Annotated in this window: 29 protein-coding genes; 12 read left to right on the forward strand and 17 right to left on the reverse strand. The window is 64.1% G+C overall.

All coding sequences use genetic code 11. The features are described from left to right. Nucleotides 1–59 precede the first annotated feature (59 nt). Complete coding sequence (gene yaaA / locus C515_RS0104305; protein WP_028454531.1) at nucleotides 60–824, forward strand: peroxide stress protein YaaA; 765 nt, start codon at nucleotides 60–62, stop codon at nucleotides 822–824. 65 nt (nucleotides 825–889) lie between these two features. Beyond that, a complete protein-coding gene (locus C515_RS0104310) occupies nucleotides 890–2,593 on the forward strand; it encodes a putative bifunctional diguanylate cyclase/phosphodiesterase (protein ID WP_028454532.1) in 1,704 nt (567 codons plus the stop codon). 313 nt (nucleotides 2,594–2,906) lie between these two features. Here C515_RS0104310 and C515_RS0104315 read toward each other — a convergent pair whose 3' ends face one another. The 13 genes from C515_RS0104315 to C515_RS0104375 form a co-directional block, all read right to left on the reverse strand. After that, nucleotides 2,907–3,524, reverse strand: coding sequence for a flavin prenyltransferase UbiX (locus C515_RS0104315; protein ID WP_028454533.1), 618 nt, complete (start codon nucleotides 3,522–3,524; stop codon nucleotides 2,907–2,909). Then, nucleotides 3,521–4,051, reverse strand: coding sequence for a Gx transporter family protein (locus C515_RS0104320; protein WP_028454534.1), 531 nt, complete (start codon nucleotides 4,049–4,051; stop codon nucleotides 3,521–3,523). Before C515_RS0104320 ends, C515_RS0104315 begins: the two co-directional genes overlap by 4 nt. Next, nucleotides 4,032–4,433: a NusG domain II-containing protein gene (locus C515_RS0104325; RefSeq protein ID WP_245574981.1), complete on the reverse strand. Its 402-nt coding sequence runs from the start codon at nucleotides 4,431–4,433 to the stop codon at nucleotides 4,032–4,034. Before C515_RS0104325 ends, C515_RS0104320 begins: the two co-directional genes overlap by 20 nt. Continuing rightward, nucleotides 4,414–5,268, reverse strand: coding sequence for an RNase adapter RapZ (gene rapZ, locus C515_RS0104330; RefSeq protein ID WP_028454536.1), 855 nt, complete (start codon nucleotides 5,266–5,268; stop codon nucleotides 4,414–4,416). The genes C515_RS0104325 and rapZ overlap by 20 nt, the downstream gene beginning before the upstream one ends. Next, on the reverse strand, nucleotides 5,265–6,209 hold the full coding sequence (hprK, locus tag C515_RS0104335) for an HPr(Ser) kinase/phosphatase (protein ID WP_028454537.1): 945 nt from the start codon (nucleotides 6,207–6,209) through the stop codon (nucleotides 5,265–5,267). Before hprK ends, rapZ begins: the two co-directional genes overlap by 4 nt. A gap of 26 nt (nucleotides 6,210–6,235) precedes the next feature. Then, a complete protein-coding gene (gene ptsN, locus C515_RS0104340; RefSeq protein ID WP_028454538.1) occupies nucleotides 6,236–6,709 on the reverse strand; it encodes a PTS IIA-like nitrogen regulatory protein PtsN in 474 nt (157 codons plus the stop codon). A 104-nt stretch (nucleotides 6,710–6,813) separates the two neighbouring features. Continuing rightward, nucleotides 6,814–7,137, reverse strand: coding sequence for a ribosome hibernation-promoting factor, HPF/YfiA family (gene hpf, locus C515_RS0104345; RefSeq protein WP_028454539.1), 324 nt, complete (start codon nucleotides 7,135–7,137; stop codon nucleotides 6,814–6,816). A 27-nt stretch (nucleotides 7,138–7,164) separates the two neighbouring features. Beyond that, the gene (locus C515_RS0104350; protein ID WP_028454540.1) at nucleotides 7,165–8,556 is read right to left on the reverse strand and encodes an RNA polymerase factor sigma-54; all 1,392 of its coding nucleotides are present in this window, start codon (nucleotides 8,554–8,556) and stop codon (nucleotides 7,165–7,167) included. A 13-nt stretch (nucleotides 8,557–8,569) separates the two neighbouring features. Beyond that, complete coding sequence (gene lptB / locus C515_RS0104355) at nucleotides 8,570–9,295, reverse strand: LPS export ABC transporter ATP-binding protein (RefSeq protein ID WP_211233974.1); 726 nt, start codon at nucleotides 9,293–9,295, stop codon at nucleotides 8,570–8,572. Beyond that, nucleotides 9,292–9,795 (reverse strand): lipopolysaccharide transport periplasmic protein LptA, encoded by a 504-nt coding sequence (lptA, locus tag C515_RS19465; protein WP_051304617.1) that lies wholly within the window; start codon nucleotides 9,793–9,795, stop codon nucleotides 9,292–9,294. The genes lptB and lptA overlap by 4 nt, the downstream gene beginning before the upstream one ends. After that, a complete protein-coding gene (lptC, locus tag C515_RS0104365) occupies nucleotides 9,749–10,348 on the reverse strand; it encodes an LPS export ABC transporter periplasmic protein LptC (RefSeq protein ID WP_028454542.1) in 600 nt (199 codons plus the stop codon). Before lptC ends, lptA begins: the two co-directional genes overlap by 47 nt. A 7-nt stretch (nucleotides 10,349–10,355) precedes the next feature. Then, nucleotides 10,356–10,871, reverse strand: a complete 516-nt coding sequence (locus C515_RS0104370; protein ID WP_028454543.1) for a KdsC family phosphatase — start codon at nucleotides 10,869–10,871, stop codon at nucleotides 10,356–10,358. Nucleotides 10,872–10,928: 57 nt separating this feature from the next. After that, a complete protein-coding gene (locus tag C515_RS0104375) occupies nucleotides 10,929–11,900 on the reverse strand; it encodes a KpsF/GutQ family sugar-phosphate isomerase (protein ID WP_028454544.1) in 972 nt (323 codons plus the stop codon). A 118-nt stretch (nucleotides 11,901–12,018) separates the two neighbouring features. On the opposite strand from C515_RS0104375, the gene C515_RS0104380 reads away from it, so the two are divergent. Next, nucleotides 12,019–13,992, forward strand: coding sequence for a monovalent cation:proton antiporter family protein (locus C515_RS0104380; protein WP_028454545.1), 1,974 nt, complete (start codon nucleotides 12,019–12,021; stop codon nucleotides 13,990–13,992). A gap of 166 nt (nucleotides 13,993–14,158) precedes the next feature. Here C515_RS0104380 and C515_RS0104385 read toward each other — a convergent pair whose 3' ends face one another. Continuing rightward, nucleotides 14,159–15,301: a Do family serine endopeptidase gene (locus tag C515_RS0104385; RefSeq protein WP_028454546.1), complete on the reverse strand. Its 1,143-nt coding sequence runs from the start codon at nucleotides 15,299–15,301 to the stop codon at nucleotides 14,159–14,161. A gap of 59 nt (nucleotides 15,302–15,360) precedes the next feature. Between C515_RS0104385 and C515_RS0104390 the strand changes: the two genes are divergently transcribed. The 9 genes from C515_RS0104390 (at nucleotide 15,361) to C515_RS0104430 (ending at nucleotide 21,949) form a co-directional block, all read left to right on the forward strand. Continuing rightward, nucleotides 15,361–16,062 (forward strand): Nif3-like dinuclear metal center hexameric protein, encoded by a 702-nt coding sequence (locus C515_RS0104390; RefSeq protein ID WP_245574982.1) that lies wholly within the window; start codon nucleotides 15,361–15,363, stop codon nucleotides 16,060–16,062. After that, on the forward strand, nucleotides 16,040–16,540 hold the full coding sequence (locus C515_RS0104395) for a hypothetical protein (RefSeq protein WP_028454548.1): 501 nt from the start codon (nucleotides 16,040–16,042) through the stop codon (nucleotides 16,538–16,540). The genes C515_RS0104390 and C515_RS0104395 overlap by 23 nt, the downstream gene beginning before the upstream one ends. 139 nt (nucleotides 16,541–16,679) lie before the next feature. Beyond that, complete coding sequence (gene petA / locus C515_RS0104400; RefSeq protein ID WP_028454549.1) at nucleotides 16,680–17,264, forward strand: ubiquinol-cytochrome c reductase iron-sulfur subunit; 585 nt, start codon at nucleotides 16,680–16,682, stop codon at nucleotides 17,262–17,264. 16 nt (nucleotides 17,265–17,280) lie between these two features. After that, nucleotides 17,281–18,648 carry a cytochrome b gene (locus tag C515_RS0104405; protein WP_028454550.1) on the forward strand — a complete coding sequence of 456 codons (1,368 nt, stop codon included), beginning with the start codon at nucleotides 17,281–17,283 and terminating at the stop codon, nucleotides 18,646–18,648. A 10-nt stretch (nucleotides 18,649–18,658) separates the two neighbouring features. Continuing rightward, complete coding sequence (locus tag C515_RS0104410) at nucleotides 18,659–19,438, forward strand: cytochrome c1 (protein WP_028454551.1); 780 nt, start codon at nucleotides 18,659–18,661, stop codon at nucleotides 19,436–19,438. 269 nt (nucleotides 19,439–19,707) lie between these two features. Beyond that, on the forward strand, nucleotides 19,708–20,313 hold the full coding sequence (locus tag C515_RS0104415) for a glutathione S-transferase N-terminal domain-containing protein (protein WP_028454552.1): 606 nt from the start codon (nucleotides 19,708–19,710) through the stop codon (nucleotides 20,311–20,313). Between the two features lie 68 nt (nucleotides 20,314–20,381). Then, nucleotides 20,382–20,807: a ClpXP protease specificity-enhancing factor gene (locus C515_RS0104420; RefSeq protein WP_028454553.1), complete on the forward strand. Its 426-nt coding sequence runs from the start codon at nucleotides 20,382–20,384 to the stop codon at nucleotides 20,805–20,807. A 99-nt stretch (nucleotides 20,808–20,906) separates the two neighbouring features. Beyond that, nucleotides 20,907–21,623 (forward strand): AzlC family ABC transporter permease, encoded by a 717-nt coding sequence (locus C515_RS0104425; RefSeq protein ID WP_043648042.1) that lies wholly within the window; start codon nucleotides 20,907–20,909, stop codon nucleotides 21,621–21,623. Continuing rightward, entirely contained in the window at nucleotides 21,620–21,949 is a 330-nt protein-coding gene (locus C515_RS0104430; RefSeq protein ID WP_028454555.1) for an AzlD domain-containing protein, read from the forward strand. Before C515_RS0104425 ends, C515_RS0104430 begins: the two co-directional genes overlap by 4 nt. Before the next feature lie 36 nt (nucleotides 21,950–21,985). Here the strand turns inward: C515_RS0104430 and C515_RS0104435 are convergent, their stop codons facing one another. From C515_RS0104435 to C515_RS0104445, 3 genes are all read right to left on the reverse strand, one after another. Continuing rightward, nucleotides 21,986–22,438, reverse strand: a complete 453-nt coding sequence (locus tag C515_RS0104435; RefSeq protein WP_051304618.1) for a bacteriohemerythrin — start codon at nucleotides 22,436–22,438, stop codon at nucleotides 21,986–21,988. Between the two features lie 111 nt (nucleotides 22,439–22,549). Then, nucleotides 22,550–23,293: a substrate-binding periplasmic protein gene (locus C515_RS19470; protein ID WP_028454557.1), complete on the reverse strand. Its 744-nt coding sequence runs from the start codon at nucleotides 23,291–23,293 to the stop codon at nucleotides 22,550–22,552. 19 nt (nucleotides 23,294–23,312) lie between these two features. Next, nucleotides 23,313–24,203, reverse strand: a complete 891-nt coding sequence (locus C515_RS0104445) for a histone deacetylase family protein (RefSeq protein ID WP_028454558.1) — start codon at nucleotides 24,201–24,203, stop codon at nucleotides 23,313–23,315. Nucleotides 24,204–24,642: the final 439 nt, after the last annotated feature.

A 24,642-nucleotide genomic window follows, 5' to 3' on the forward strand; every position in this document is an offset into this window, starting at 1 on the left:
TACCCCCATAGACCTGCAGCCCATTTTACGAAATGGCTGCAGGCGTATACCCCAATACCATGCTCATGCTTGTCTCGCCAGCCAAAACGCTGGATTACACCTCCGCCATTCCCGCCATCGCCCCCCGCCAGCCTGCCTTCATGGCGCAGGCGGCGGAGCTGATCGCCCTGCTGCGCCCGCTGACGCCTGCACAGCTGGGCGTGCTGATGCACATCTCCGACGAACTGGCCGTGCTCAATGCCGGCCGCTACCAGAGCTGGCAGCCGCACGCCACGCCGGACAACGCCCGCGCAGCGGTGTTCGCCTTCATGGGCGACGTGTACGAAGGCCTGAATGCCGGCAGCCTCGACGCCACCCAGCTCGACTACCTCGACGGCCACCTGCGCATCCTCTCCGGCCTCTACGGGCTCTTGCACCCCTACGACCTGCTGCAGGCCTACCGCCTGGAAATGGGCACGAAACTCGCCAACCCGGCCGGCAAGGATTTGTACGCCTTCTGGGGCGAGCGCATCACGGCGGCGATCCGCGCGCTGGCGCCCGGCGTGGTGGTGAATCTGGCCAGCGAGGAATACTTCAAGGCGGTCAAGCCGAAGTTGCTGGACTGCCCGGTGATCACGCCGGTATTCGAGGATTACAAGGGGGGGCGCTACAAGATCATCAGTTTTTACGCCAAGCGCGCGCGCGGGCTGATGGTGCGCTACGCGGCACTGCACGGCATCACGCAGGCCACCGCTCTGCAGCAGTTCGATCTGGACGGCTACCGCTTTGTCCCGGGGGAGTCTGACGCGCAGCGCTGGCTGTTCCGCCGGCGATTGTCTGACTGAGCGCTTGCATGGCGCACGGGCCGGGGCTAGTCTGAAACACTCCCCGTCCTGCAGCGCTCAACCCCATGACCCGCCCCACCGACCCCCGCCTGGACCTGCTGCTCGCCACCAGCCATGACACGCTCTGGCTGTGGGATATCGGCCGCGATGCCCTGCTGCTTGGCAGCCCCTGGCGCACCATGCTGGGCATTGCCCTGACCCAGCCGCTGCAGGATGGCATCAATGAATGGCTGGACCGCCTGCACCCCGACGAGCGGGCGCGCGTCAACCAGGCGCTGCAACAGCATCTGCAGGGCATCAGCGCCACGCTGGAATGCGAACACCGCCTGCAGCACCAGGACGGCTCCTGGCGCTGGGTGCTGCTGCACGCGCGCTGCCTGCGCGCGCCCGACGGGCAGGCCACACAAATGGCCGGCTCCTTTACCGACATCACCGAGCACAAGGTGCTCGACCCCTACACCCGGCTGCCCAACCGCATCCTGTTTCTTGACCGGCTGGAGCGCTCGCTCTCGCGGCTGCGCCACGCGCGCAACCACATTGTCGCCGTGCTCAACCTGCGTGCACGCATCCCGCCCGGCTACGCCGAGCTGCTCGACCACGACCAGCACACGCAGCTGGCGCGCACCATTGGCGAACGCATCGCCAGCGAAATCCGCCCCTGGGACATGGTCGCGCAATTCAACCAGCTCGAATTCGCCGTGCTGCTGGAAATGGTCGCCAGCATCGACGACCTGCCGGCCATTTTCAACCGCCTGCTCGAAGTGCTGCGCAAGCCCGTGCAACTGGGCGACAACCTGATCACCGTGCAGGTGGCCATTGGTTGCGCCGACAGCACGGTGATCGCCCACAATGAAGAACAGCTGCTGCGCGCCGCGGAAAGCGCGGCAGCGCTGGCACAGGATCACGGCGACAACCAGTATGTGCACTACGACCCGAGCACGCAGGATCTGCTGTCGCGCCGTCTGCGCTTCGAAAGCGAGCTGCTGCGCGCCATCGAGGACGCCAGCTTCGAGCCGCACTACCAGCCCATCCTCTACCTGGGCGACGGGCAGCTGGCCGGCTTCGAAGCGCTGGTGCGCTGGCCGCGCGCCGACGGCATGGTCAAACCCGACGATTTCATTCCGGTACTGGAACGGCAGGGCCTGATCAGCCAGCTGACCTGGATCATGCTGCAAAAAAGCCTGGTCACCCACGAGCGCTGGATTGCGGAAGGACTGATTCCCGCCAGCAGCCGCGTCAGCGTGAATTTCCCGCCCGAGCAACTGCAGGATCCGGCCGTGGTGGGTCTATTGCGGGCACTGCTGGCCAATGTCGCGGTACCCACCCAGCGCCTGAAGATCGAGATTACCGAGCGCTCGCTGGTGGCCGACGCGGGCCTCGTGCGCCAGACGCTGCTGGCGCTGCATGAAGCCGGCATCGAGGTCGCGCTGGACGATTTCGGCACCGGCTATTCGTCCATGTCCATGCTGCACCGTTTCCAGCTCGACAACCTGAAAATCGACCGCAGCTTCGTCAGCGAACTCGACCACAGCGAGCAGGCGCGCAGCATCGCCCGCGCCGTCGTGGGCCTCGCACAGGCCATGGTGCTGAGCACGACTGCCGAAGGCATCGAAACCATGCCGCAGCTGCGCCATCTGCGCAGCTATGGCGTGACCTACGGCCAGGGCTATCTGTTCAGCCGCGCACTGCACGCCGACGAGGTCGCCGCCTGGCTGGCCAAGGACCTGCCACGCCTGCAGCACGAATTCTCGCTGCTGGCGGGCGACTGAGCTGCACAGAGTTCAGGGTATATTGCTGCAGCCCTTACCCCAAAAAGCCTACAGTCACATACCTTAAGTAATTACCTGATTAGGCAGCTTGCTCAGCAAAGCACAATTCGTCATTCCCGCGAAAGCGGGAATCGAGCTGCAATGCTTGTTCGTTCAAGCGGCGCTCTGGAGACCGGCTTTGGCCGCAGCGAAACCCCGTGGGACGCCGGTATGACGAGCTGCTGAGCTGGCCACCTCATCAGGCGCAACGATAGAATCGTCCGCACACTGCCGCATGGCGCCGCCATGCCTTCCAGACTGCGATGGCGGCCCGCTACCCGGCCTCCCCGCCTGCCCCCCAGCGGCGCATCAGTGTGTGCGGGACGCGCAGCTGGTCAAGGATGCGGGCAACGACGAAATCGATCAGGTCGGCCATCGTTTGCGGGTGGTGGTAAAAGGCCGGGTTGGGCGGCAGGATGACGGCGCCCATGCGCGAGAGCTTGAGCATGTTTTCCAGGTGCAGCGTGGAAAATGGCGCCTCGCGAGGCACCAGAATCAGGTCGCGGCGCTCCTTGAGCATCACGTCGGCGGCGCGCTCGAGCAGGTTCTCGCTCATGCCGCCGGCAATCGCCGCCAGCGCGCCCATCGTGCAGGGCACCACGACCATGCCGTCCCCCGGGTTGGAGCCGGATGCCATGGGGGCGAACCACTCTTGCATACCCCACACCGTTAACCGCGCTTCCTCAGCAACAGCATAGCGTTCCCGCAAATACCTGCCGAACGCCTCGGGACGTGCCGGCCAGGTTTCACCCAGTTCCTGGCTGGCGACGATGTGGGCGGCCTGGGTGGCGACCACGTGCACGGTACAGCCGGCGGCAAGCAGGCACTCCAGCGTGCGCAGGCCATAGGGCAGTCCGGAGGCACCGGTAAAGGCCACGGTCAGTGTTTTCATGATTCTTCCTCAAGGCGGCGCTGCAGCCACGCCACCAGCACGCCATTGACCACGCCGAACAGCAGGGCGGCAACGGCAAAGATGGGCACCAGATAGAGGATGCCATTGTGCGGAATCAGCCACAGGCGCGCCAGCAGCAATTGCCCGGCCATGTGCGCCAGCGCCGCCAGCAGCGACAGGCTGACCGGGCCAAACCAGCGGCGCGGCAAGCGGCTGGCCGGAGCAAGCACGGCGAGGCTGCAGCAGGCGCCGGTCAGGCTCATGGCAAACGCCGGTGAAAAGAAGCCCCCCAGTACCATGCTGGCCACCAGCACGCGCAACAGCGACACCCAGGCGGCGGCGCGCCAGCCGGCGCGGTACAACACCAGCAGGGTGACGATATTGGCCAGCCCCGGCTTGATGCCGGGGATCGGCGAAGGCAGGCCGGCTTCAGCGACCGCCAGCGCAATCGCCAGCGCCGTCCAGCGCGCGATCAGCCGGTCTTCGGCGGTGACCCGCAAGGTCTGTTCAGTAGCTGAGGCTGTCATAGGCCGGGCCATCCTTGCCGATCAGTTCGATGCTGGTACGGTTGGGCAGGCAGATCGCGCTCTGCCCGGCACGGCTCAGCCAGCCGGCGTGCACGCAGTACTGGCGCGGACTGGGGTCGCTGGCGATGCGCACGCGCCCGGCGGCCACTTCGACCGAGGTCGTGCCCAGCGGGCCGGGCACGGCCAGCACGCGCGCGGCCTGCAGGTCCAGCTCGGCAAACAGGCGGCCATCCTGATAAATGCGCACGCGGGTGGCGCTGTCGCCCGACCAGCACCAGGCAAAGAGCGCAGGCAGCAAGGCCAGCAGGGCCAGCGCCAGCAGGACATCACCGGGACGGATCAGGCTGCGCCAGACCGCCCAGTCAGGCGTGTGGCTGCTCACGGTGACGAATCAGCACCGGCCGGCTGCCGGCGAAGATGGCGGCCAGCTGCTCGACGCAATAGACCGAGCGATGCTGTCCGCCAGTGCACCCCACGGCCACGGTGAGAAAGGCGCGCTGGTCGCGTTCGAACTCGGGCAGCCACTGCATCAGCATGCCGCGTGCCTGGGCGATGAACAGCCCGACATTCGGTTCCGCCTCGAGAAAGTCGGCGACCGGCTTGTCCTTGCCGGTCAGCGGCCGCAGTTCGGGATCGTAAAAGGGATTGGGCAGGCAGCGGGCATCAAACACAAAGTCGGCATCGCTGGGCAGCCCGCGCTTGAAACCGAAGGACTGGAAAATCAGCGTCATCGCGTGCGAGCTGAGCGCGGCAAAGTCGCGCAGCCAGGCGCGCAACTGCCCGGCCGACAGCCCGGTGGTATCGATCACGTGCGCGACATCGCGCACGGCGCAGAGCATTTCGCGCTCCAGCGCGATGCATTCGCTGACGGTGAGCTGGCCATGACTGAGCGGATGACTGCGGCGCGATTCGGAATAGCGACGCACCAGCGTGGCATCCTGCGCTTCGAGAAACAGCACCCGCACCTGCATGCCAAGCTGCACCAGCGCGTCGAGATGCTCGGGAAAACTGGCAAAGCTGTGCGCGCTGCGCGCATCGACGCTGATCGCCAGCTGCGGATAGCCGTCTTCTTCCAGCAGCGCCACCGCCTGCGGCAACAGCGGCGCGGGCAGATTGTCGAGACAGTAGTAGCCGAGATCTTCCAGCGCACGCAGCGCAATCGATTTGCCGGCGCCCGAGAGCCCCGACAGCAGGATCACCTGGGTTCTGGCGCTCACTCGCCGATCTCCATGAATTTCTGGTGGCGCTCGATGAATTCGCGCGTCGAATCGATGCCGCGCAGCTGCAGGATGTAGTTGCGCACCGCCGCCTCGACCAGTACGGAAAGGTTGCGACCGGCCGCTACCGGGATCACCAGCTTGCGGATTGCCACGCCGAGGATTTCCTGCGTCGCGGCCTGCATCTGCAGGCGGTCGACCGGCGAGAGCGTCTCGCCGCTGGCCTTGGCCAGATGAATGATGAGCTTGAGGTTTTTCTTCGGCCGTACTGCGGTTTCACCGAAGATCGAGCGGATGTTCAGCACGCCGATCCCGCGTACCTCGAGAAAATCGCGCAGCATCGGCGGGCAGCGCCCTTCCAGCGTTTCCGGGTTGGTGCGGTAGACCTCGACGACATCGTCGGCGACCAGGCCATGGCCGCGCGACACCAGTTCCAGCGCCAGCTCGCTCTTGCCCATCGAGGATTCGCCGGTCAGCAGCACGCCAACCTCCAGCACATCGAGGAATACCCCATGGAGGTGTGTCGATACAGCCAGCGATTTGGATAGGTAGTAGCGCAATACCTCCATGAGATATGGCGACTGCTCGGGGCTGGTCAAGAGCGGCACATGATGGCGCTCGGCCCCTTCGCGCAGGGTGTCCGGTACGGTCTGGTCGTTGGCGACGATCATCGCCGCCATTTCCTTGCTGAAGAGCTGGGCCAGCAGCGAGGGCAGCATCTCCGGCGATAGGTCGTTGATGTAGGCCACCTCGGCCATGCCCAGCACCTGGATGCGGTTGGGGTGGACGAAGTTCAGGTGGCCGACCAGCGAGAGCGAGGGCTTTTGTTCGGAGGCGTCGTTCGACAGCAGATTGTTGGCGCCGGACTGGCCGGCCAGCCAGGTCAGCCGCAGCTTCTCGGCATTGTCGATGAACAGCTGCCGGACGGTGATCTGCGGCATGGCGATACTCCCGGGTTATGACGGCCTTAAACGGCTTCGCCGTTATAGGGTTCCCACAGGGAGATCAGTTTCCACGCCTCGGCCGGCTCGGCAACGTCGGCCAGCGCTTCACGGATGCGCTTGTCGGAGAACAGCTGCGCCAGCTCGGAGAGGATCTGCAAGTGCAGGTCGGTGGCATTGGCAGGCACCAGCAACACGAAAATGAGATTGACCGGCTTGCCGTCGGGCGCATCGTAGGAGATCGGCTCTTTCAGGCGCACAAAGGCACCGGTGGCGTCCTTCAGACCCTTGATCCGGCCGTGCGGAATGGCAACGCCCTGGCCCAGCCCGGTCGAGCCCAGCTTCTCACGGGCAAAGAGGCTGTCGAAAATGACGCTGCGGGCAATGCCGTGGCTGTTTTCGAAGACGATGCCGATTTGTTCGAAAACGCGTTTCTTGCTGCCGACATCCATATCCAGAAAGATGTTGGCGGGCGGGAGAATCTGGGTAAGCAAGCTCATGGAACTCACATCGAGCAGAAGGTGGCAGCCATTTTAGCCCTGACCGCGCGGAAAAGAAAAACGGGAACGACTCGCGGCGTTCCCGTTGCAACAACCTGCTGCGATTATTCAGCAACAGCCTGATGCTTGATGGCCTCATTGCGGTGTTCGGACAGCTTTTCCTTGTGCTTGACGACCTGACGGTCCAGTTTGTCCGCCAGCGCATCAATCGCGGCATACATGTCCTCATCGATCGATTCGACGTGGATGTCCTTGCCGCGCACGTGCACGGTTGCCTCAACCTTGTGTTGCAGCTTGTCGACTGACAGGATGACCGAAACGTCGATGACATTGTCGAAATGGCGCGTCACACGGTCGATCTTGCTGGTGACATAGTCACGGATTGCCGGTGTTACTTCGAGATGATGGCCGCTGATGTTGAGGTTCATGGTTTTTCTCCTTACGGTCTTGACCTGCTAGAGGCACTTGCGCTGATTAACCGGAGCGATTTGCAGCGCTTCCCGGTACTTGGCAACGGTTCGTCGCGCAACCACGATACCCTGCCGTGCGAGTTCTTCCATCAAGGCGCTGTCGGACAGCGGCTTTTGCTTGTTTTCATTCTGGACCATCTGGCGGATCAGCGCCTTGATTGCCGTCGCCGAGCATTCGCCGCCGGCGTCGGTGTCCACATGACTGCCAAAAAAGTACTTGAACTCCAGCACGCCGCGCGGCGTGAGCATGTATTTCTGCGTGGTGACCCGGGAAACGGTGGATTCGTGCAGATCGAGCACTTCGGCGATATCGCGCAGCACCAAGGGCCGCATGGCGACTTCACCCAGTTCGAAGAATGCCTTCTGACGCTCGACAATGGCTTCGGCCACGCGCAGGATGGTCTGACCACGCTGCTCGATGCTTTTGACCAGCCAGCGCGCTTCCTGCAGCTGGGCTGCCAGCGCCTGCCCCTCGCTCCCCTGGACCAGCCGGGCGTAATGCTCATTGACCCGCAATCTTGGCTGGGCGGCGCCAAACAGGCGCACGACCCACTGACCACGGACCTTGCTGACCACCACATCCGGCACGATGTAATTGGAATCGGTATTTCCCCATTGACTGCCCGGTCGCGGGTTCAGCGAACCGATCAGGGCGATCGCCGAACGTAACGCCGTTTCATCGCAATGTAACAGCCTTTTGAGCCTAGTGTAGTCCCGCGCCGCCAATAAATCGAGTGAATGCAGCACAATCTGTTCGGCCAGTTCACGCACGGGCCCGGCCGGGTGATTGCGCAGCTGCAGATGCAGGCATTCGCCCAGATTGCGGGCACCGACTCCGGGAGGATCGAACTGCTGGATGTGGCGCAAGGCCACCAGCCAGTCGTCGGGCTCGATCTCCAGTTCTCTGAGCTCTTCACCGGCGAACTGCTCGTGAATGTCCTCGATGGTCTGGCCCAGCAGGCCATCATCATCGAGCGCATCGATCAGCAGCAGCACCAACCCGCGATCACGCGGCGACAAGGTCAGGAGCCGCGCCTGCTCCTGCAGGTGTTCGTGCAGGCTGATGTGGCGCGGCACATTCAGCGCGGGATCATAATCATCGTCGTCGCCACGCGGAGCGCGCACCTCGTCCCAGCGCAACTCCAGATCGTCCGGACGCTCCGCCTCGACTTCAGTCTGCGCGACCTCGGTCTCGCCCTGCTCGCCCGAGGATTCCTCACTGCCATCCTGGCGCTCCAGCAGCGGGTTTTCGGCCAGGAAAGTCTCCAGCTCGTGCTGAAACTCCAGCGTGGACAGCTGCAGAAGCCGGATCGACTGTGCCAGTTGCGGTGTCAGATTGAGCTGCTGCGACATGCGCAGCTGCAGGCTGGCCTTCATCGCGTTTCCCGCCTTACATCCGGAAGTGTTCACCCAGATAAACACGACGCACGTGTTCGTCCTGGATGATGGCGGCAGGCTGGCCGGCGGCCAGTACGCGACCTTCGGAAATGATGTAGGCGCGATCGCAGATGCCCAGCGTTTCGCGCACATTGTGATCGGTGATCAGCACGCCGATGCCGCGCTCCTTCAGAAAGCCGATGATGCGCTGGATATCCATCACCGCGATCGGATCGACACCGGCAAAGGGTTCGTCCAGCAGGATGAAGCGCGGATTGCTCGCAAGTGCGCGGGCGATTTCGGCGCGACGGCGCTCCCCGCCTGAGAGGCTCAACGCGGTGGCGTTGCGCAAATGGGCAATATGCAGGTCATGCAGCAATTCATCGAGGCGCACGTCGATTTCGCTGCTTTCGGAATAATGCAGCTCCAATACCGCCCGCACATTTTCGGCCACGGTCATCTTGCGGAAAATCGACGCTTCCTGCGGCAGATACCCCACGCCCAGGCGGGCCCGACGATGAATGGGCAAATCACTGATGTCCTGGCCATCCAGCTCGATGCGCCCGCCATTGGCGCCGACCAGTCCGACAATCATGTAAAAGCTGGTGGTCTTGCCGGCGCCATTGGGCCCCAGCAGGCCGACCACTTCGCCGCTGGCGATCTCCAGCGAGACATCGTGGACGACGGTGCGCTTGCCGTAGGTTTTCTGCAAGCTGCTAGCCTTGAGCATGCTGATCATTGCGCGGCGCTCGCGTTCTTCTTTTTCGGAGTGATGGTGATATTGACCCGGCCGCCCTGGGCGCTGTCGACCTGGTATTGCTCGGTACTCATGTCGTAAGTGATCACGTCGCCGGTGACGGTATCCTGTGCCCGCCTGACCCAGGCCTTGTCCATCAGCTTGAGCACGCCGGTCTTGCCGTTATAGTCGAAACGCAGCGCCTCGCCTTCCAGCCAGTCGGGGCTGTTGTCGAGCTTGGTGCGGAATTTCACCGGCCGCCCGGCCCCCTGACCGAACTGGTTGCCGTCATCATCCTGGCGCGTCACCAGCTTGTCACCCTGGATGCGCATGGTGCCCTGCGTGACGATCACGTTGCCGGTGCAGGTACTGGTCTGGGTTTTCTGCTCGGCCAGACAATGATCGGCCACGATGTTCATGGGCTTGTCCCGGTCCGCCTTTTCGGCGAAGGCGGGGCTAGCGAGCAGGAATGCCGCCAAGGGCAGCACGTGCAGTCGGGACATAAGTCATCCTCACTTGGGAAAGAAGTTCCAGCGTTTCCTGGCGGTGATCGGCAACAAAGCCGACCGCTTCGGCATGATGCGGCCCCTGGTCGGCCACGACCGGCTGGCTGGAGCGGGCCCGCTCGTTTTTGGTGTCCACCCAGATTTCACTGCTGCGCACACGCAACTCGGCGCCACCGGGTGCGGCGGCGCGCGTTAGCAGCACCTGTCCGGTAAAGAACACCTCGTCCCCCTTGTGCACGGCGCGGGCCTTTTCACCGACGACGGTCAGCAAGGGCTGGCCCGGCGGGCTGTGATACAGCACAGGCGCAGTGAACAGCATGGTGTCATCCTTGGGTATATGCTGAAAGTCCTTGGCCTGTATACGTGACAGAGGCATACCCCGCTCATTGAGCCGTACAACCATGGCACCGGACGCCACCATGTCCACCGCCAGCGGCGAGGGCCGCCGGCCGCCGAGCTCGACCACGCTGAACTGGTTCAGCAGGTAGACCAGCGCGCCCAGCACGCTGGCCAGCAAGAGCGGCAGGAGGGTAACGATGCGATCGCGCACGCCGGCCTCAGCGCAGATAGGGAGCCATGGCCGACTCCCAGTTGCCCTGCGCTTGCAGCAGGTATTCGCACAGCTCGCGCACCGCGCCGCGGCCGCCGGCACGGCCGGTCACGTAATGCGCCGACTGCAGCACCAGCTCGGGGGCTTCCGGCACCGCCACGGCAAAGCCGACCCGCCGCATCACCGGCAGATCAACCACATCGTCACCCATATAACCGCATTCAGCGGCGCTCACGCCGGCTTCGCCAAGCAATTGCTCGAAGACGACCAGTTTGTCGTGTGCCCCCTGATGCAGAAAGTCGATACCCAGATGCCGGGCGCGATTGGCCACCAGCTTCGAGGTGCGGCCGGTGATGATGGCGAGCTTGACCCCCGAGGCGCGCAGCATCTTCAGGCCATGGCCATCGAGCGAATTGAAGGCCTTGATTTCCTCGCCGGTGTCCGTGTAGTACAGGCTGCCGTCGGTCATCACGCCATCCACGTCGAAAATCATCAGGCGTACCGCCGCTGCATTCGTCACCATTGCACTTGCCACCATTACGCCAACCTCGTCATTTGTGAAATTCGGTACCGCGCGAGCTCAGACCACCCGGGCGCGCAGCAGGTCATGCATGTTCAGCGCCCCGACCAGCCGGCCATCGGCGGACGTCACCAGCAGGCCGTTGATGCGGCGCGCTTCCATCAGCTGCACCGCCTCCACCGCCAGCGCATCGCTGCGTATCGTGGCCGGGTCCGGCGTCATCACGGCGGCCACCGCCGCCGTGTGCACATCGACGCCGCGATCCAGCGCGCGGCGCAGATCGCCGTCGGTAAAGATGCCGCGAACACGCTCCCCGCGCACCACGGCCGTCATGCCCAGCCCCTTGCGGCTGATTTCCAGCAGGGCATCCTTCAACAAGGCCGTGTCGGCAACCACCGGCAGGGCGTCGCCCTGGCGCATGACATCGGCCACATGCACGAGCAAGCGCCGGCCCAGCGTGCCGCCCGGGTGCGACAGGGCAAAATCCTCCTGGCGAAAACCGCGCGCCTCCAGCAGCGCGACGGCCAGCGCATCGCCCAGCGCCAGCGAAGCCGTGGTGCTCGACGTCGGCGCCAGATTCAGCGGGCACGCCTCCTGCTCGACCCAGGCATCCAGATGCACGGTGGCCGCCTGCCCGAGCGTGGACAGCCGATTGCCCGTCATGGCAATAATGGGCACCCCTAGACGCTTCAGGCTGGGCAGCAGCGCCAGCACCTCGTCGCTCTCGCCGGAATTGGACAGCGCCAGCACCACATCCTGCCGGGTGATCATGCCCAGATCGCCATGCACGGCCTCGGCCGGATGGACGAAAAAGGCCGGCGTGCCGGTACTGGCCATGGTCGCGGCAATCTTGCGCGCCACATGGCCGGACTTGCCCATGCCGATCACGACCACCCGCCCCTGGCTGGCCAGCACCAGGCGGCAGGCATCGGCAAAGGCCGGATCAAGCCGCGCGACCAGCGCCGCGACCGCCTGGGCTTCGGCCAGCAGCACACGCTGCGCGCAGGCCAGAAAGAAGTCGGGGGTTTGCATAGCAAAACAGTATAAGGGACGAAGCCCGCGCTCGGCCACCGCCGCCAAGCACAAATGATGCCAAACGGATCGCTGCGGCGCGCTGGGCTATAATTGCCGCACTTTCCGGAGCCGCTTCTTGTCTGCCACCCCGCTCGCCCCCGTCCTGACCCTGCTTGCCACCGCCGTAGTGACGGTGGTGTTGTGCCGCCGCCTGAAATGGCCCCCCATGCTCGGCTACCTGCTGGTCGGGCTGGCCATCGGTCCGCACGCCCTCGCCCTGATTCCCTCCGACGAAGCCACCGGCCACCTCGCCGAATTCGGCATTGTCTTCCTGATGTTCACGCTGGGGCTGGAATTCAATCTGGCGCGGCTTTACAGCATGAAACGCATCGTGTTCGGACTGGGTGCGGCGCAGGTCATCGTCACGGCCACCCTGCTGGCCGGACTGATGCAGCTGGCCGCCGTGCCGTTCAGCGCCGGGCTGGCGCTGGGCGCCGCCCTGGCCATGTCGTCCACCGCCATGGTCTCCAAGCTGCTGAGCGACCGCAATGAAATGAATACGCCACAGGGGCGCAATGCCTTTGGCATCCTGCTGTTCCAGGATCTCGCCGTCGTCCCCTTCCTGATCATCATCCCGGTACTGGGCCAGCCGCCCGAGGTGCTGTGGCGCGAGCTGGGCTTCGCCGGGCTGACCATTGCCGCGGTGCTGCTCTTGCTGCTCAAGCTGGGTCAGCAGTTGATGCGCCCCTGGTTCAACCTGGTCGCGCGCCAGCACTCCAGCGAACTCTTCATGCTCAATGTGCTGCTGGTCACGCTGGGCATTGCCTGGATCACCGAACTGGCCGGCCTGTCGCTGGCGCTGGGCGCCTTTATCGCCGGCATGCTGATTTCCGAAACCGAATACCGCTACCAGGTGGAAGACGACATCCGCCCGTTTCGCGACCTGCTGCTCGGGCTGTTTTTCGTGACCGTCGGCATGAACCTGAACCTACAGCTGCTGCTGCAGGAGTGGTGGCGCATCCTCTTGCTGGTGCTGTTTCTGGTGCCGGGCAAGATCCTCATCATCGCCGGCGTCGCGCGACTGTTTGGCGATACGCCCGGCACGGCCCTGCGCACCGGCTTCGCCCTCGGACAGGGCGGCGAATTCGCCTTCGTGCTGCTGGCGCTGGCCGCTGGCCAGCAACTGATTCCCACGCCCTTCCTGCAAAGCGCGCTGGCCGCCGTGATCGTGTCGATGCTGATCACGCCCATCCTGCTGCAACACTCGGACAAGCTGGTACTGCGGCTGGCCAGCTCGGAATGGATGAACATGGCCGCCAGCCTGCACCAGATTGCGGTGCGCTCGATGGCCGCGCAGAAGCACGTCATCCTCTGCGGCTATGGCCGCAGCGGTCAGTCGCTGGGGCGGATTCTGGCCTGCGAGAACATTCCCTTTTTCGCGCTCGACCTCGACCCCGAGAAGGTTCGCGAGGCCAGTGCGGCCGGCGAATCGGTGGTGTTCGGCAATGCCGCCAAGCGCGAAGTACTGCTGGCGGCCGGGCTGATGCGCGCGCAGGCACTGGTGGTCACCTACTCCGACACGCACTCGGCACTGCAGATCATCGAAACCGTGCACCAGCTGCGCCCGGGCCTGCCCATCATCGTGCGCACCACCGACGATCATGACATCGAAAAACTGCGCGCGGCCGGCGCCGCCGAAGTCGTCGCGGAAATCATGGAAGGCAGCCTGATGCTCGCCTCGCATGCGCTGATGCTGCTGGGCGTGCCGCTCAACAAGGTGGTCAAGCGCATTCGCGAGGTGCGCGAATCGCGCTACGAACTGATTCGCGGCTTTTATCGCGGCATCAGCGAAGAATTCGACGAGGACAGCCATCAGCGCCAGGCAAGGCTGCACACCCTGCTGCTCAGCGAAGGCGCCCACGCCATCGGCAAGACACTGGGCGAGCTGGATCTGGCGCGCCTGCATGTCGAAATCCGCAGCATCCGCCGGCGCAACCAGCCGCCGCAGACCGCCGCCAGCGACTTCACACTGCAAAACGGCGATGTGCTGGTCCTGCTGGGCGAGCCGGAAGGTCTGGCAGCAGCTGAAGACCTGCTACTGCAAGGCTGAGGGTATTGCCACGCAACCCAGCAAGGCAAAAGGCCGCAGATACATACCCGCAAGATGAAAACCGGGCGCCGAGGCGCCCACCAGGCGCAGAGCAAACACCTGGCGGCGCTGCGCGCCACGGCACCCCGGCCTTGAATGCCGTTGAGCGATCAGCCCGGCTCGCCGCTCAGCGATTGATTCGCGGCCGCTTGCCGGCGCGCGCCGCCAGCGCCAGCTCCTGTCCGCCCCGGGCAATGCGCAGCGCCACTTCCGACTCCGGCGTCAGCGCCGACATCATGTTCAGCATGGCGCTGGAATTCTTCACCGGCTGACCATTGATGGCCAGCAGCACATCGCCCGGGCGCAAGCCGGCCGCATCGGCCGGACCGCCGCGCACCACCCCGGCGATCAGCGCACCCTCGGCGCGGCTCAGACGGAAGGACGCCGCCAGCTCCGGCGTCACGTCCTGCACCTCGACGCCCAGCCAGCCGCGTGTCACCGCGCCATCACGGATGATGGCATCCATTACCTGACGCACCGTACTCACCGGAATGGCGAAACCGATGCCCAGCGAACCACCGCTGCGCGAATAAATCGCGGTATTGATGCCGACCAGTGCGCCGCGCGTGTCGATCAGCCCGCCACCGGAATTGCCCGGATTGATCGGCGCATCGGTCTGAATGAAGTTTTCAAAGGTATTGATGCCCAGTTCGGAGCGTCCGAGCGCGGACACGATGCCCATCGTCACCGTCTGCCCCACGCCGAAGGGGTTGCCGATCGCCAGCACCACATCGCCCACCTGCAGGCCGTCGGCATCGCCAAACTGCACCACCGGCAGGTTTTCCGCCTCGATGCGGATCACCGCAAGATCGGTCTCCGGGTCAGTGCCGATCAGGCGCGCCTCGGCGGTGCGGCCATCCGCCAGCGCCACCTCGATCTGGTCCGCGCCGGCAACGACGTGATTGTTGGTCACGATATAGCCATCGGCCGACACGATCACCCCTGAGCCCAGACTGGCCGTGCGTGGCGATTCGCCGCCCTGGCGGTCACCGTAGAAAAAACGGAACAGCGGATCATCAAGCTGGCGCTTCGGGCGACGCACCTGCTGGGCGGTATAGATATTGACCACGGAGGGCAGCGCCGCCTGTGCGGCCTCGCGGTAGCTTTGTGGCGCGGATGCCACGACCGGCGCCGGCAGCGCCGCGACAGGTGCCGGCCGTGGAGCGACCGGCTGCGGTTGCAACCATTGCGGCTGGAGCACGGCCAGCACGGCCCAGACACCCAGCGCAACCGTCACGGTTTGTGCGAAAATCAGCCAGATTTTTTTCATGTTGACCAAGAATGCCGATACAGCGTAACGAACTCGAAAAGTATATCGGACAACTGCTTATGCAGGATCGCTTTCGCGATTATGCCCCCAATGGCCTGCAGGTCGAGGGCCGCGACAGCATCCGGAAAATCGCCAGCGCCGTGACCGCCTCGCAGGCCGCAATCGATGCCGCCATTGCCATTGGCGCCGACGCGCTGCTCGTGCATCACGGTTTTTTCTGGAAAAGCGAAGCCGCGCCCATCGTGCGCCAGAAGAAGGCTCGCATCGCCGCACTGTTGCGCCATGACCTCAGTCTGTTCGGCTACCACCTGCCGCTGGATGCCCACCCCGAACTGGGCAACAACGCGCGACTGGGGCAACTGCTCGGCATCACGCCCACCGGACGCTGCGGCGAACAGGACATGGTCTGGCTGGGCGAACTCAGCGTACCGTGCGACTGGCCGGCCTGGAGCGCACGGATTCACACCGTGCTGGGGCGCGAACCACTGGTGATCCCCGGCCGCAGTGAAGTCCGTCGCATCGCCTGGTGCAGCGGTGGGGCACAATCGTATTTCCACGAGGTGGCCGCGCTGGACGTGGATTGCTTCCTGACCGGCGAGGCATCCGAATTCGTCACCCATCTGGCGCGCGAAAGCGGGGTCGGGTTTGTCGCCGCCGGCCACCACGCCACCGAGCGCTACGGCATCCAGGCCCTGTGCGCCCACCTCGCCACCGAATTCAATCTGGAGCACGTCTACCTTGATCTCGACAACCCCGTTTAAGCTGAGCGCCCTGCTGGCCAGCGCCCTGCTGGCCGCCTGCGCCACCACGAACGCCCCTCCGAATAATCCGCCGGCGCCCACCCCGACGCCGGCTCCCGTTGCCAGCAAGCCCGTCGCGGCCAGCGCTCCGGCCACCAGCAGCGCTGCTCCCAGCGTGCTGATCCGTGGCCGCAGCAGCAAGGCCATCCTGGATGACGTCGTCAATTACCGCACGCAGCAAAAAGGCATGAAACTGAAAAGCCGCAGCGGCAGCCGCGTCGAGCTGAGCCTGGCCATGCAGCGCACCAGCAACCCCAGCGAAGCGCGCATGGTCTATCAGCTCACCCCGGAAAACGGCGCGCAACGCCTGTCGGCCCGCGTCTTCCAGTACACCCACCCCGGCACCACCCGCGAAACCGGCGTCGAAATCACGCAAAGCCTGCAGGAGCAACTGCTGGCCGAACTGCCGCGCTACCAGCAGCAGGCCGCCAGCCGCTGAAACGCAGCCAGCGGGACGGGGCATTTGCTGCTTTCGCAACCAGATATCCCTACTTGCGCTCTTGGTATTAAGTTCCCGGCCCGTTTCGGGTAGAATTTGACAGTTTTCGCTTTGAGTTACGTCAATCAGGGATTCGGTTATGAGTGACCAGCAAGTAGACAATAGCAAGCGGCGGTTTCTGGTAATTGCGACCAGCGCCGCCGGCGCAGGCGCGGCACTCGGGGTAGCTACCCCGTTTGTTGCCAGTTTCCTGCCTTCCGAGCGGGCCAAGGCCGCCGGCGCACCGGTGGAAGTGGACATCAGCAAGCTTGAAGCCGGCCAGAAAATCAATGTGGAATGGCGCGGCAAGCCGGTCTGGGTAGTCAAGCGCACGCCGGAAATGGTGGCAGGCCTGCCCAAGCTCGACAGCAAGCTGGCCGACCCGAAATCCGATGTCGACCACCAGCCCGAGTACTGCAAGAACGGCAACCGCTCGATCAAGCCGGAAATCTGGGTTGCGGTGGGCGTCTGTACCCACCTGGGCTGTTCACCGACCTTCCGCCCCGATCTGGCGCCCGCCGATCTTGGCGCGGACTGGCTGGGCGGCTTCTACTGCCCCTGTCACGGCTCCAAATTCGACCTGGCCGGCCGCGTGTACTCCGGCGTTCCGGCCCCGACCAATCTGGTCATTCCTCCGCACAAATACCTCAGCGACGCCCGTCTGCTGATCGGTGAAGACAAATAAGCGAGGTTAACGAGTCATGAGCAAACTTCTGCAGACCGGACAGCAGGTCCTGAACTGGGTGGATGAGCGTTTCCCGCTCACCAGCACCTGGAAGGCGCATGTTTCCGAATACTACGCCCCGAAGAACTTCAACTTCTGGTACTTCTTCGGCTCGCTGGCGATGCTGGTGCTGGTCATCCAGATCGTCACCGGCATTTTCCTGACGATGAACTACAAGCCGGACGGCAATCTGATTCCGGGCACCAACATCTCGGTGGCCTTCGCCTCCGTCGAATACATCATGCGCGACGTGGCGGGCGGCAGCATCATCCGCTACATGCACTCCACCGGCGCGTCGATGTTCTTCGTGGTGGTCTACCTGCACATGTTCCGCGGCCTGATCTACGGCTCGTACAAGAAGCCGCGCGAGCTGGTGTGGATCTTCGGCATGCTGATCTTCCTGTGCCTGATGGCCGAAGCCTTCCTCGGCTACCTGCTGCCCTGGGGCCAGATGTCCTTCTGGGGCGCCGCGGTAATCGTCAACCTGTTCGCCTCCATCCCGGTGATCGGCCCGGATCTGTCCGAGTTCATCCGTGGCGACTTCGTGGTTTCCGACGCGACACTGAACCGCTTCTTCGCGCTGCACGTGATCGCCGTGCCGCTGGTGCTGCTGGGCCTGGTCGTGGCTCACCTGGTGGCGCTGCATGAAGTCGGCTCCAACAACCCGGACGGCGTGGAAATCAAGAAGAACAAGGATCCGAAGACCGGCATCCCGCTCGACGGCATTCCCTTCCACCCCTACTACACCGTGAAGGACATTCTCGGCGTGGCAGTCTTCCTGGCCGTATTCTCGGCCATCGTGTTCAGCGTGGCCGGCTTCTCGGCGGAAATGGGCGGCTTCTTCCTCGAACATCCGAACTTCGATCCGGCCGACCCGCTGAAGACCCCGCCGCACATCGCGCCGGTCTGGTACTTCACGCCCTACTACGCGATTCTGCGCGCCATCCCGTCCTTCCTGGGCACCCAGGTCTGGGGCGTGCTGGGCATGGGTGCGGCGGTGATGATCATCGCGGCGCTGCCGTGGCTCGACCGTTCGCCGATCAAGTCCATCCGCTACCGCAGCACCACCTTCAAGGTGGCGCTGGTACTGTTCCTGATCGCCTTCATCGGCCTGGGCATTCTGGGCGCACTGCCGTCGACCAATCTGCGCACCGTGATCGCCCAGATCCTGTCGGTCATCTACTTCGGCTTCTTCCTGGGTATGCCGTTCTACACCAAGAACGAAAAGCCCTCCGCACCGGTACCTGAGCGGGTTACTTTCAGCACCGCCCGTCAGAAGCTCATGTTCTTCGTGTATGTCGCCATCGCCATCGGCGGCGCGTATGCCTTCGCGAAGCTGGTGTAAGGGGAAAGGAATGAAAAAAATGATTAGCAAGCTCGTGCTGGCATTCGGTCTGGCCGCGTCCGCTCCGGCCTTCGCGGCCAGCGCCGGCGTGCCGCTGGATGCCGCCAACATCAATCTGCGCGATACCGAAAGCCTGCAGCGCGGCGCACAGACCTTCGTGAACTACTGTCTGTCCTGCCACGGCGCCGCCGTGATGCGCTACAACCGCCTGCAGGACATCGGCCTCACCGAAGACCAGATCAAGAACAATCTGATGTTCGCCAGTGACAAGGTCGGCAATACCATGAAGGTGGCCATGGCCGCGCAGGACGGCAAGCAATGGTTTGGCGCCACCCCGCCCGACCTGTCGCTGATCGCGCGTTCGCGCGGCGCCGACTGGCTGTACAGCTATCTGCGCGGCTTCTACCGCGACGAAAGCCGTCCGACCGGCTGGAACAACCGCGTGTTCGACAAGGTCGGCATGCCGCACGTGCTGTGGGAGCTGCAGGGCGAGCAGGTGGCGGTGTACGAGAAGGTGAAGAACCACAGCACCGGCAAGGAAGAAGAAGTACTGACCGGCCTGAAGCTGGAGTCGCCCGGCCTGCTGACCACCAAGAACGCCAAGGGCGAGCTGGACAACAAGGAGTACGACGATCGCGTGCGTGATCTGGTGAACTACATGGTGTTCATGAGCGAGCCGGTCAAGGTCAAGAACGAGCAGATCGGCTATCTGGTGCTGCTCTTCCTGCTCTTCGTGCTGATCCCGATCAGCTACCTGCTGAAGAAGGAATACTGGAAGGACGTCCATTAAGATCGGCAGCGCAGCCCGAGTGCTGTGCGGGAAGCTGGCCCAAAATCCGCGTTTGCCCCGGTGCACCCCGGTTTTGCGCCAGTTCCTGCCCTGCTCCGGGCCTCGCCCCGCGTTTTCCAGACTGCTGCACTACCCGGAACGGACGCCTCGGCGTCCGTTTCGCTTTTCTCATGCAAATCAGCAACTTGCCGCGAAATTTTTGAAATTGCCGGCAACGTCCCGGTACAATCGCGCTTTTGTTGCAACCCTCTTGCGCGGAGTCTCCATTCATGATGAAGCTGTACTCGGGCACCGCCTGCCCATTTAGCCACCGCTGCCGCATTGTGCTCTTTGAAAAGGGCATGGATTTTGAAATCCTGGACGTGGACATCCACAGCAAGCCGGAAGATCTGGCCGTGATGAACCCGTACAACGAAGTACCGGTACTGGTCGAGCGTGAACTGCAGCTCTATGAATCCAACATCATCAACGAATACATCGACGAGCGCTTCCCGCACCCGCAGCTGATGCCGGCCGACCCGGTGATGCGTGCCCGCGCCCGCCTGATGCTGTTCAACTTCGAGCGCGAGCTGTTCATTCACGTCAAGACGCTGGAAGACGGCAGCAGCAACAAGAAGACCCAGGAAGCCGCCCGCGTGGCCATCCGCGACAGCCTCACCCAGATCGCGCCGATCTTCGCGCGCCAGAAATACATGCTGGGCGAAGAATTCTCTATGCTGGATGTAGCCATCGGCCCGCTGCTGTGGCGCCTGGAGCACTACGGCATCGAAATCACCAAGGCCATGGCCCCGGTACTGAAGTATGGCGAGCGCCTCTTCAGCCGTCAGGCCTTCATCGACTCGCTGACCGCCAACGAAAAGGCCATGCGCAAGTAACTCGGTGAGGGGTGAGGAGTGAGGGGCGACACCTCACGCCTCACACCTCGCACCTCACGGAGAAAACCATGCAAACGACCGTCTCGACCAAACCCTATCTGATCCGCGCACTGCATGAATGGTGCTCCGACCAGGGCTTTACGCCGTACCTGGTCGTCGCCGTGCGCCAGAAAATGCAGGTGCCGCAGGAATTCGTGAAAAATGGCGAAATCGTGCTGAACATCAGCTACAACGCCACGCGCAACCTGACCATCGGCAACGACTACATCAGCTTCTCGGCGCGCTTCAACGGCGTGTCGCGCGACATCAGCATCCCGGTCGGCGCGGTCGTGTCGATCTTCGCGCGCGAAAACGGCGAGGGCATGGGCTTCGAATACGAGGGCGTGCCCGAGCACAGCCAGCTCGCCGATGCTCCGGCCAGCAGCGACAACCCCGACGACGACGCTCCGCCGCCGCGCCCCAGCGGGCGGCCGCAACTGCGCGTCGTCAAGTAAGCCGCATCCGGGGGCCGCGCAAGCGGCCCCTGGTTTTTCCGGACTTGGCCGCCCGGGCGACCAGCCGGCATACTGGCGGTTTGCTCCCGCCTTCACACCATGCACACGCGCTCCACGGCCATTACGGCCGGCATCACCGACATGCTGCCCCTGCTGGTCGGCGCCGCGCCCTTCGGCCTGATCTTCGGTGCCCTGGCACTCAACGCCGGCCTGAGCCCGCTGCAGACCTTCGGCATGTCGCTGCTGGTGTTTGCCGGCTCGGCCCAGTTCATCGCGGTCAGCCTGCTGGCGGCCGGCGTGAGTCTGCCGGTACTTTGGCTGACTACGCTGGTGGTCAATCTGCGCCATGCACTGTACTCGGCCAGCGTGCAGCCACACATCGGCCACTGGCCCGCGCGCTGGCGCTACCTGCTCAGCTTTGTGCTGACCGATGAACTGTTTGCCGTGTTTGATGCCCGCCTGCGCCGCGACGGCGATACGCCCACCACCCGCTGGTACCTGCTGGGCTGTGGTGTGGCGATGTATGGCACCTGGCTGCTGGCCACGCTGGCCGGCATCGCACTGGGCCAGCAGGTTCCGCAACTGCGCGACTGGGGGCTGGAATTTGCCATGGTGGCCACCTTTGCCGCCATTGTCGCACCGCAACTGCGGGATTCGCCGGTACTGGTCGCCGCACTGACCGCCAGCGCCTGCGCCCTGCTGCTGCGCGGCCTGCCCTACAAGCTTGATCTGCTGCTTGCCGCACTGTTCGGCATCCTGGGTGGCATCCTGACAGAAACCCTGTTGCGCCGCCCGGCCGGGGAGCTGCAAGCATGAGCATCTGGCTTGCCATCATCGGGATGGCCATCGTCACCTTTGCCACCCGCGCCCTCTTTATCTTGCCTGGTGATCGCCTGCGTTTTCCGGCCTGGCTGCGGCGCGCCTTGCGCTTTGTCCCGGCTGCGGTGCTGTCGGCACTGATCGTGCCCATGGCGCTGGCTCCCGCCGGCAGCCTGTGGCTGGACTGGCGCAACCCGTGGCTGATCGGCACGCTGGTCGCCGGCCTGATCGCCTGGCTCAGCCAGCGCCCCTTGCTGGCGATGTTGCTGAGTTTTGTCGTTTATGCATTCTGGAGCCACGCCATCCAGGGTATTGCCCTGTAGCCCTTTTCTCTAATAGGCTACAGAGCAATACCCTGATCAATGCGACCAGAAGCGATCCAGCCAGCCCTTCTTCTGCCAGCTGCGCTGCGCGCCGCGCGACAGGAAATGCTCGGTATAGCGCTTGTCGCCTTCCAGAATGTGGTTGGTCAGCCAGTTGCGCAGGAAGTGCAGCAATTCGAACGTCACCGTCTCGCCAGCCGCCAGCCTTTGCTGCAGCGATTGCATCTGCGCGATCAGCGCCTCGTGGTGGCCCTTGTGCTCCTCGTAATCGGGATAACCCAGAATGCGCATCAGGCTTTCTTCCACGGTGAAGTGGGTGCGCGTGTAATCGGCCAGCCGGTTGAGGATGGCCGCCGATGCGGCGCTGCCGTGCCGATGGCGGATGGCGTCGTGCAGCTCGTTGAGCAGCCCCACCAGCACCTTGTGCTGCTCGTCGATTTCCTGAATGCCTACCGAGAGCTCATCCGACCATTCGATCAGCTTGTCCACGGCGATCTCCTTGTTCTTGTCGTGAAGACCGCACTGTGACAAAAGCGCGGGCGCGGAGCTTGATCTGCATCAAACCGCAGCAGCGCGCTGCCGCAGCAGGAAAAGTCGGGCTCAGCGCGCCTGATAATCGCTGAAAAACAAGGCATACGGGCGTTGCCGCTGCACCGTGCGCAGCGCCGCCTCATACGCGGGCAGCCATGTCCTGCCGCTGGCGCTGAATGCCGCATGCAGCGCCTGAGGCGCCTCGGGCAAGGCAAGCAGGCGAATATCGACTCCGCCGGACTGCCGGGCCAGCACCTGGCGCAGCGAGTCGGCATCCGGGCTGTAATAGCCCTGGATGCGGCCGCGCCGCAGCTTCGCCAGATTGCGCTCGACGACCCGCGCGCCGACCAGCGCCTCCAGCCGCAAGCGCGGATCGCGCAGCAAGGGCGAGCGGTAGCCGTCGCCCCACACGCCGATGGTCAGTGGCAGCAAATCGTCAATGCCGCGAATCCGGACCAGATTGCTGTCGGCACGCACCGCCAGCACGCCCTGCATGTGAAAGAACGCGGTTGGCGCGAAGGCAAGCACGCGTTCGCGCTCGGGAGTACGCCCCAGATACAGCACCAGATCGTAATCCTGGCGCTGCAGCAGGCGGGGCAAGGGCTGCAGCTTGTACACGGGCTGCACGCCCATTTCGGCGGCAATCAGGTCAAAATAGGCCAGCGCCGCACCTTGCCGGCCGCGCTCATCGGCCCGGGCTTCGCCGTGGCCGGGCAGCTCGAAGTAGGCGACACGCAGCTGCGGCGGCGCGGCGCCGGCCGGCACCAGCAGCAGCAATGCACAGAGCATCAAGGCGGTTCGCAGCAGTCTCATGCCTGCATTATCGGGAGCCTCAGGCAAAGCGGGCAAGCGCCAGCCGGACGGTTTCCGCCTGGATGGCCACCGTGTCGGTGATCGGCTCGGCATAGCCGCCGCCCATCGTCACCGCCACGGGCACGCCAAAGCGCCGGCACGCGGCGAACACCTGCCGGTCGCGCTCGGCCAGCCCGGCACGGCTGAGATTCAACTTGCCCAGCCGGTCGCCGGCGTAGCTGTCGGCGCCGGCCAGATAGATCACCAGATCGGGTGCGGCCAGCGCGAACAGCTGCGGCAGCGTGCCGGCCAGCAGCGCAAGATAGCTGGCGTCGTCGCAACCGTCGTCCAGCTCGATGTCCCAGTCGCTGGCTTCCTTGCTAAACGGAAAATTGTTGCGGCCGTGCATGGAAAACGTGAACAGCGCAGGATCATCGCGCAGCATGTGCGCGGTGCCGTTGCCCTGGTGCACGTCCAGATCGATCACCAGCGCGCGCCCGATCAATCCTTCCCGCTGCAGCACGCGCAGCGCCACCGCCGAATCGTTGAACACGCAAAAACCGCTGCCATGGTCAGCATGGGCATGGTGCGTGCCGCCGGCCAGGCTCACCCCGCAGCCCTCGGCCAGCGCCGCGCGGCAGGCCGCCAGCGTGGCGCCAGTGGACGCGCGCGAGCGCAGCACCAGCTCCGGCGACCACGGCAGGCCGATCACCCGTTCTTCGGCAGGCGTCAGCAGCCCGGCCAGTTGCCGCTGCACGTAGTCCGGCGCGTGTGCCGCCAGTAGCTCGTCGGTCGTGGCAACGGGGGTATCAACACACAGCCCTTTCGCAAAAAGGGCTACCTGCTCATACAGCATGGCGTATTTGACCACCGGGAAACGGTGGCCCGCCGGCAGCGGCATCGGGTAGTGGTCGGAGCGGTAGATTTTCATGGCAGGAACGGCCTAGGGCGACGCCGGTATTGTAAATGGCGCAGACGCGGGGAATGGATCTGTGTGGGGAACAGGTTTTCTGCGCCTGCGGCGCGGTGTTTGCATGCCGGGGGTGCCCGGCTGCACGTCAGGGGGCTTGTCTTGCCAAGCCCCCCGACACCCCCAAGGCGCGCCCGCTCCGCCGGCCCTTCGGGCTACCCTTGTATCTCGCAGTACTTGGCGGTTAGCTTCCGCCAATCGGGAGAAGGACAGCTTGTGGATTCCCTTAAGGTCCAAACCTTGTATCGCAGATCAAGCCCTTCTCCCACCTCTTCGCCAGCCTGAACACTGAACGGTAGCCAAGGGCCCAGACCCTGCATGCACAAGGCAAGTGGGTGAAGTTGGCAAACGCAATCACTGGAAACAAGCATGATCTATCTCGGTATCGATGTCGCCAAGG

Source organism: Chitinilyticum litopenaei DSM 21440 (assembly GCF_000428145.1).
Taxonomy (GTDB): Bacteria; Pseudomonadota; Gammaproteobacteria; order Burkholderiales; family Chitinibacteraceae; genus Chitinilyticum; species Chitinilyticum litopenaei.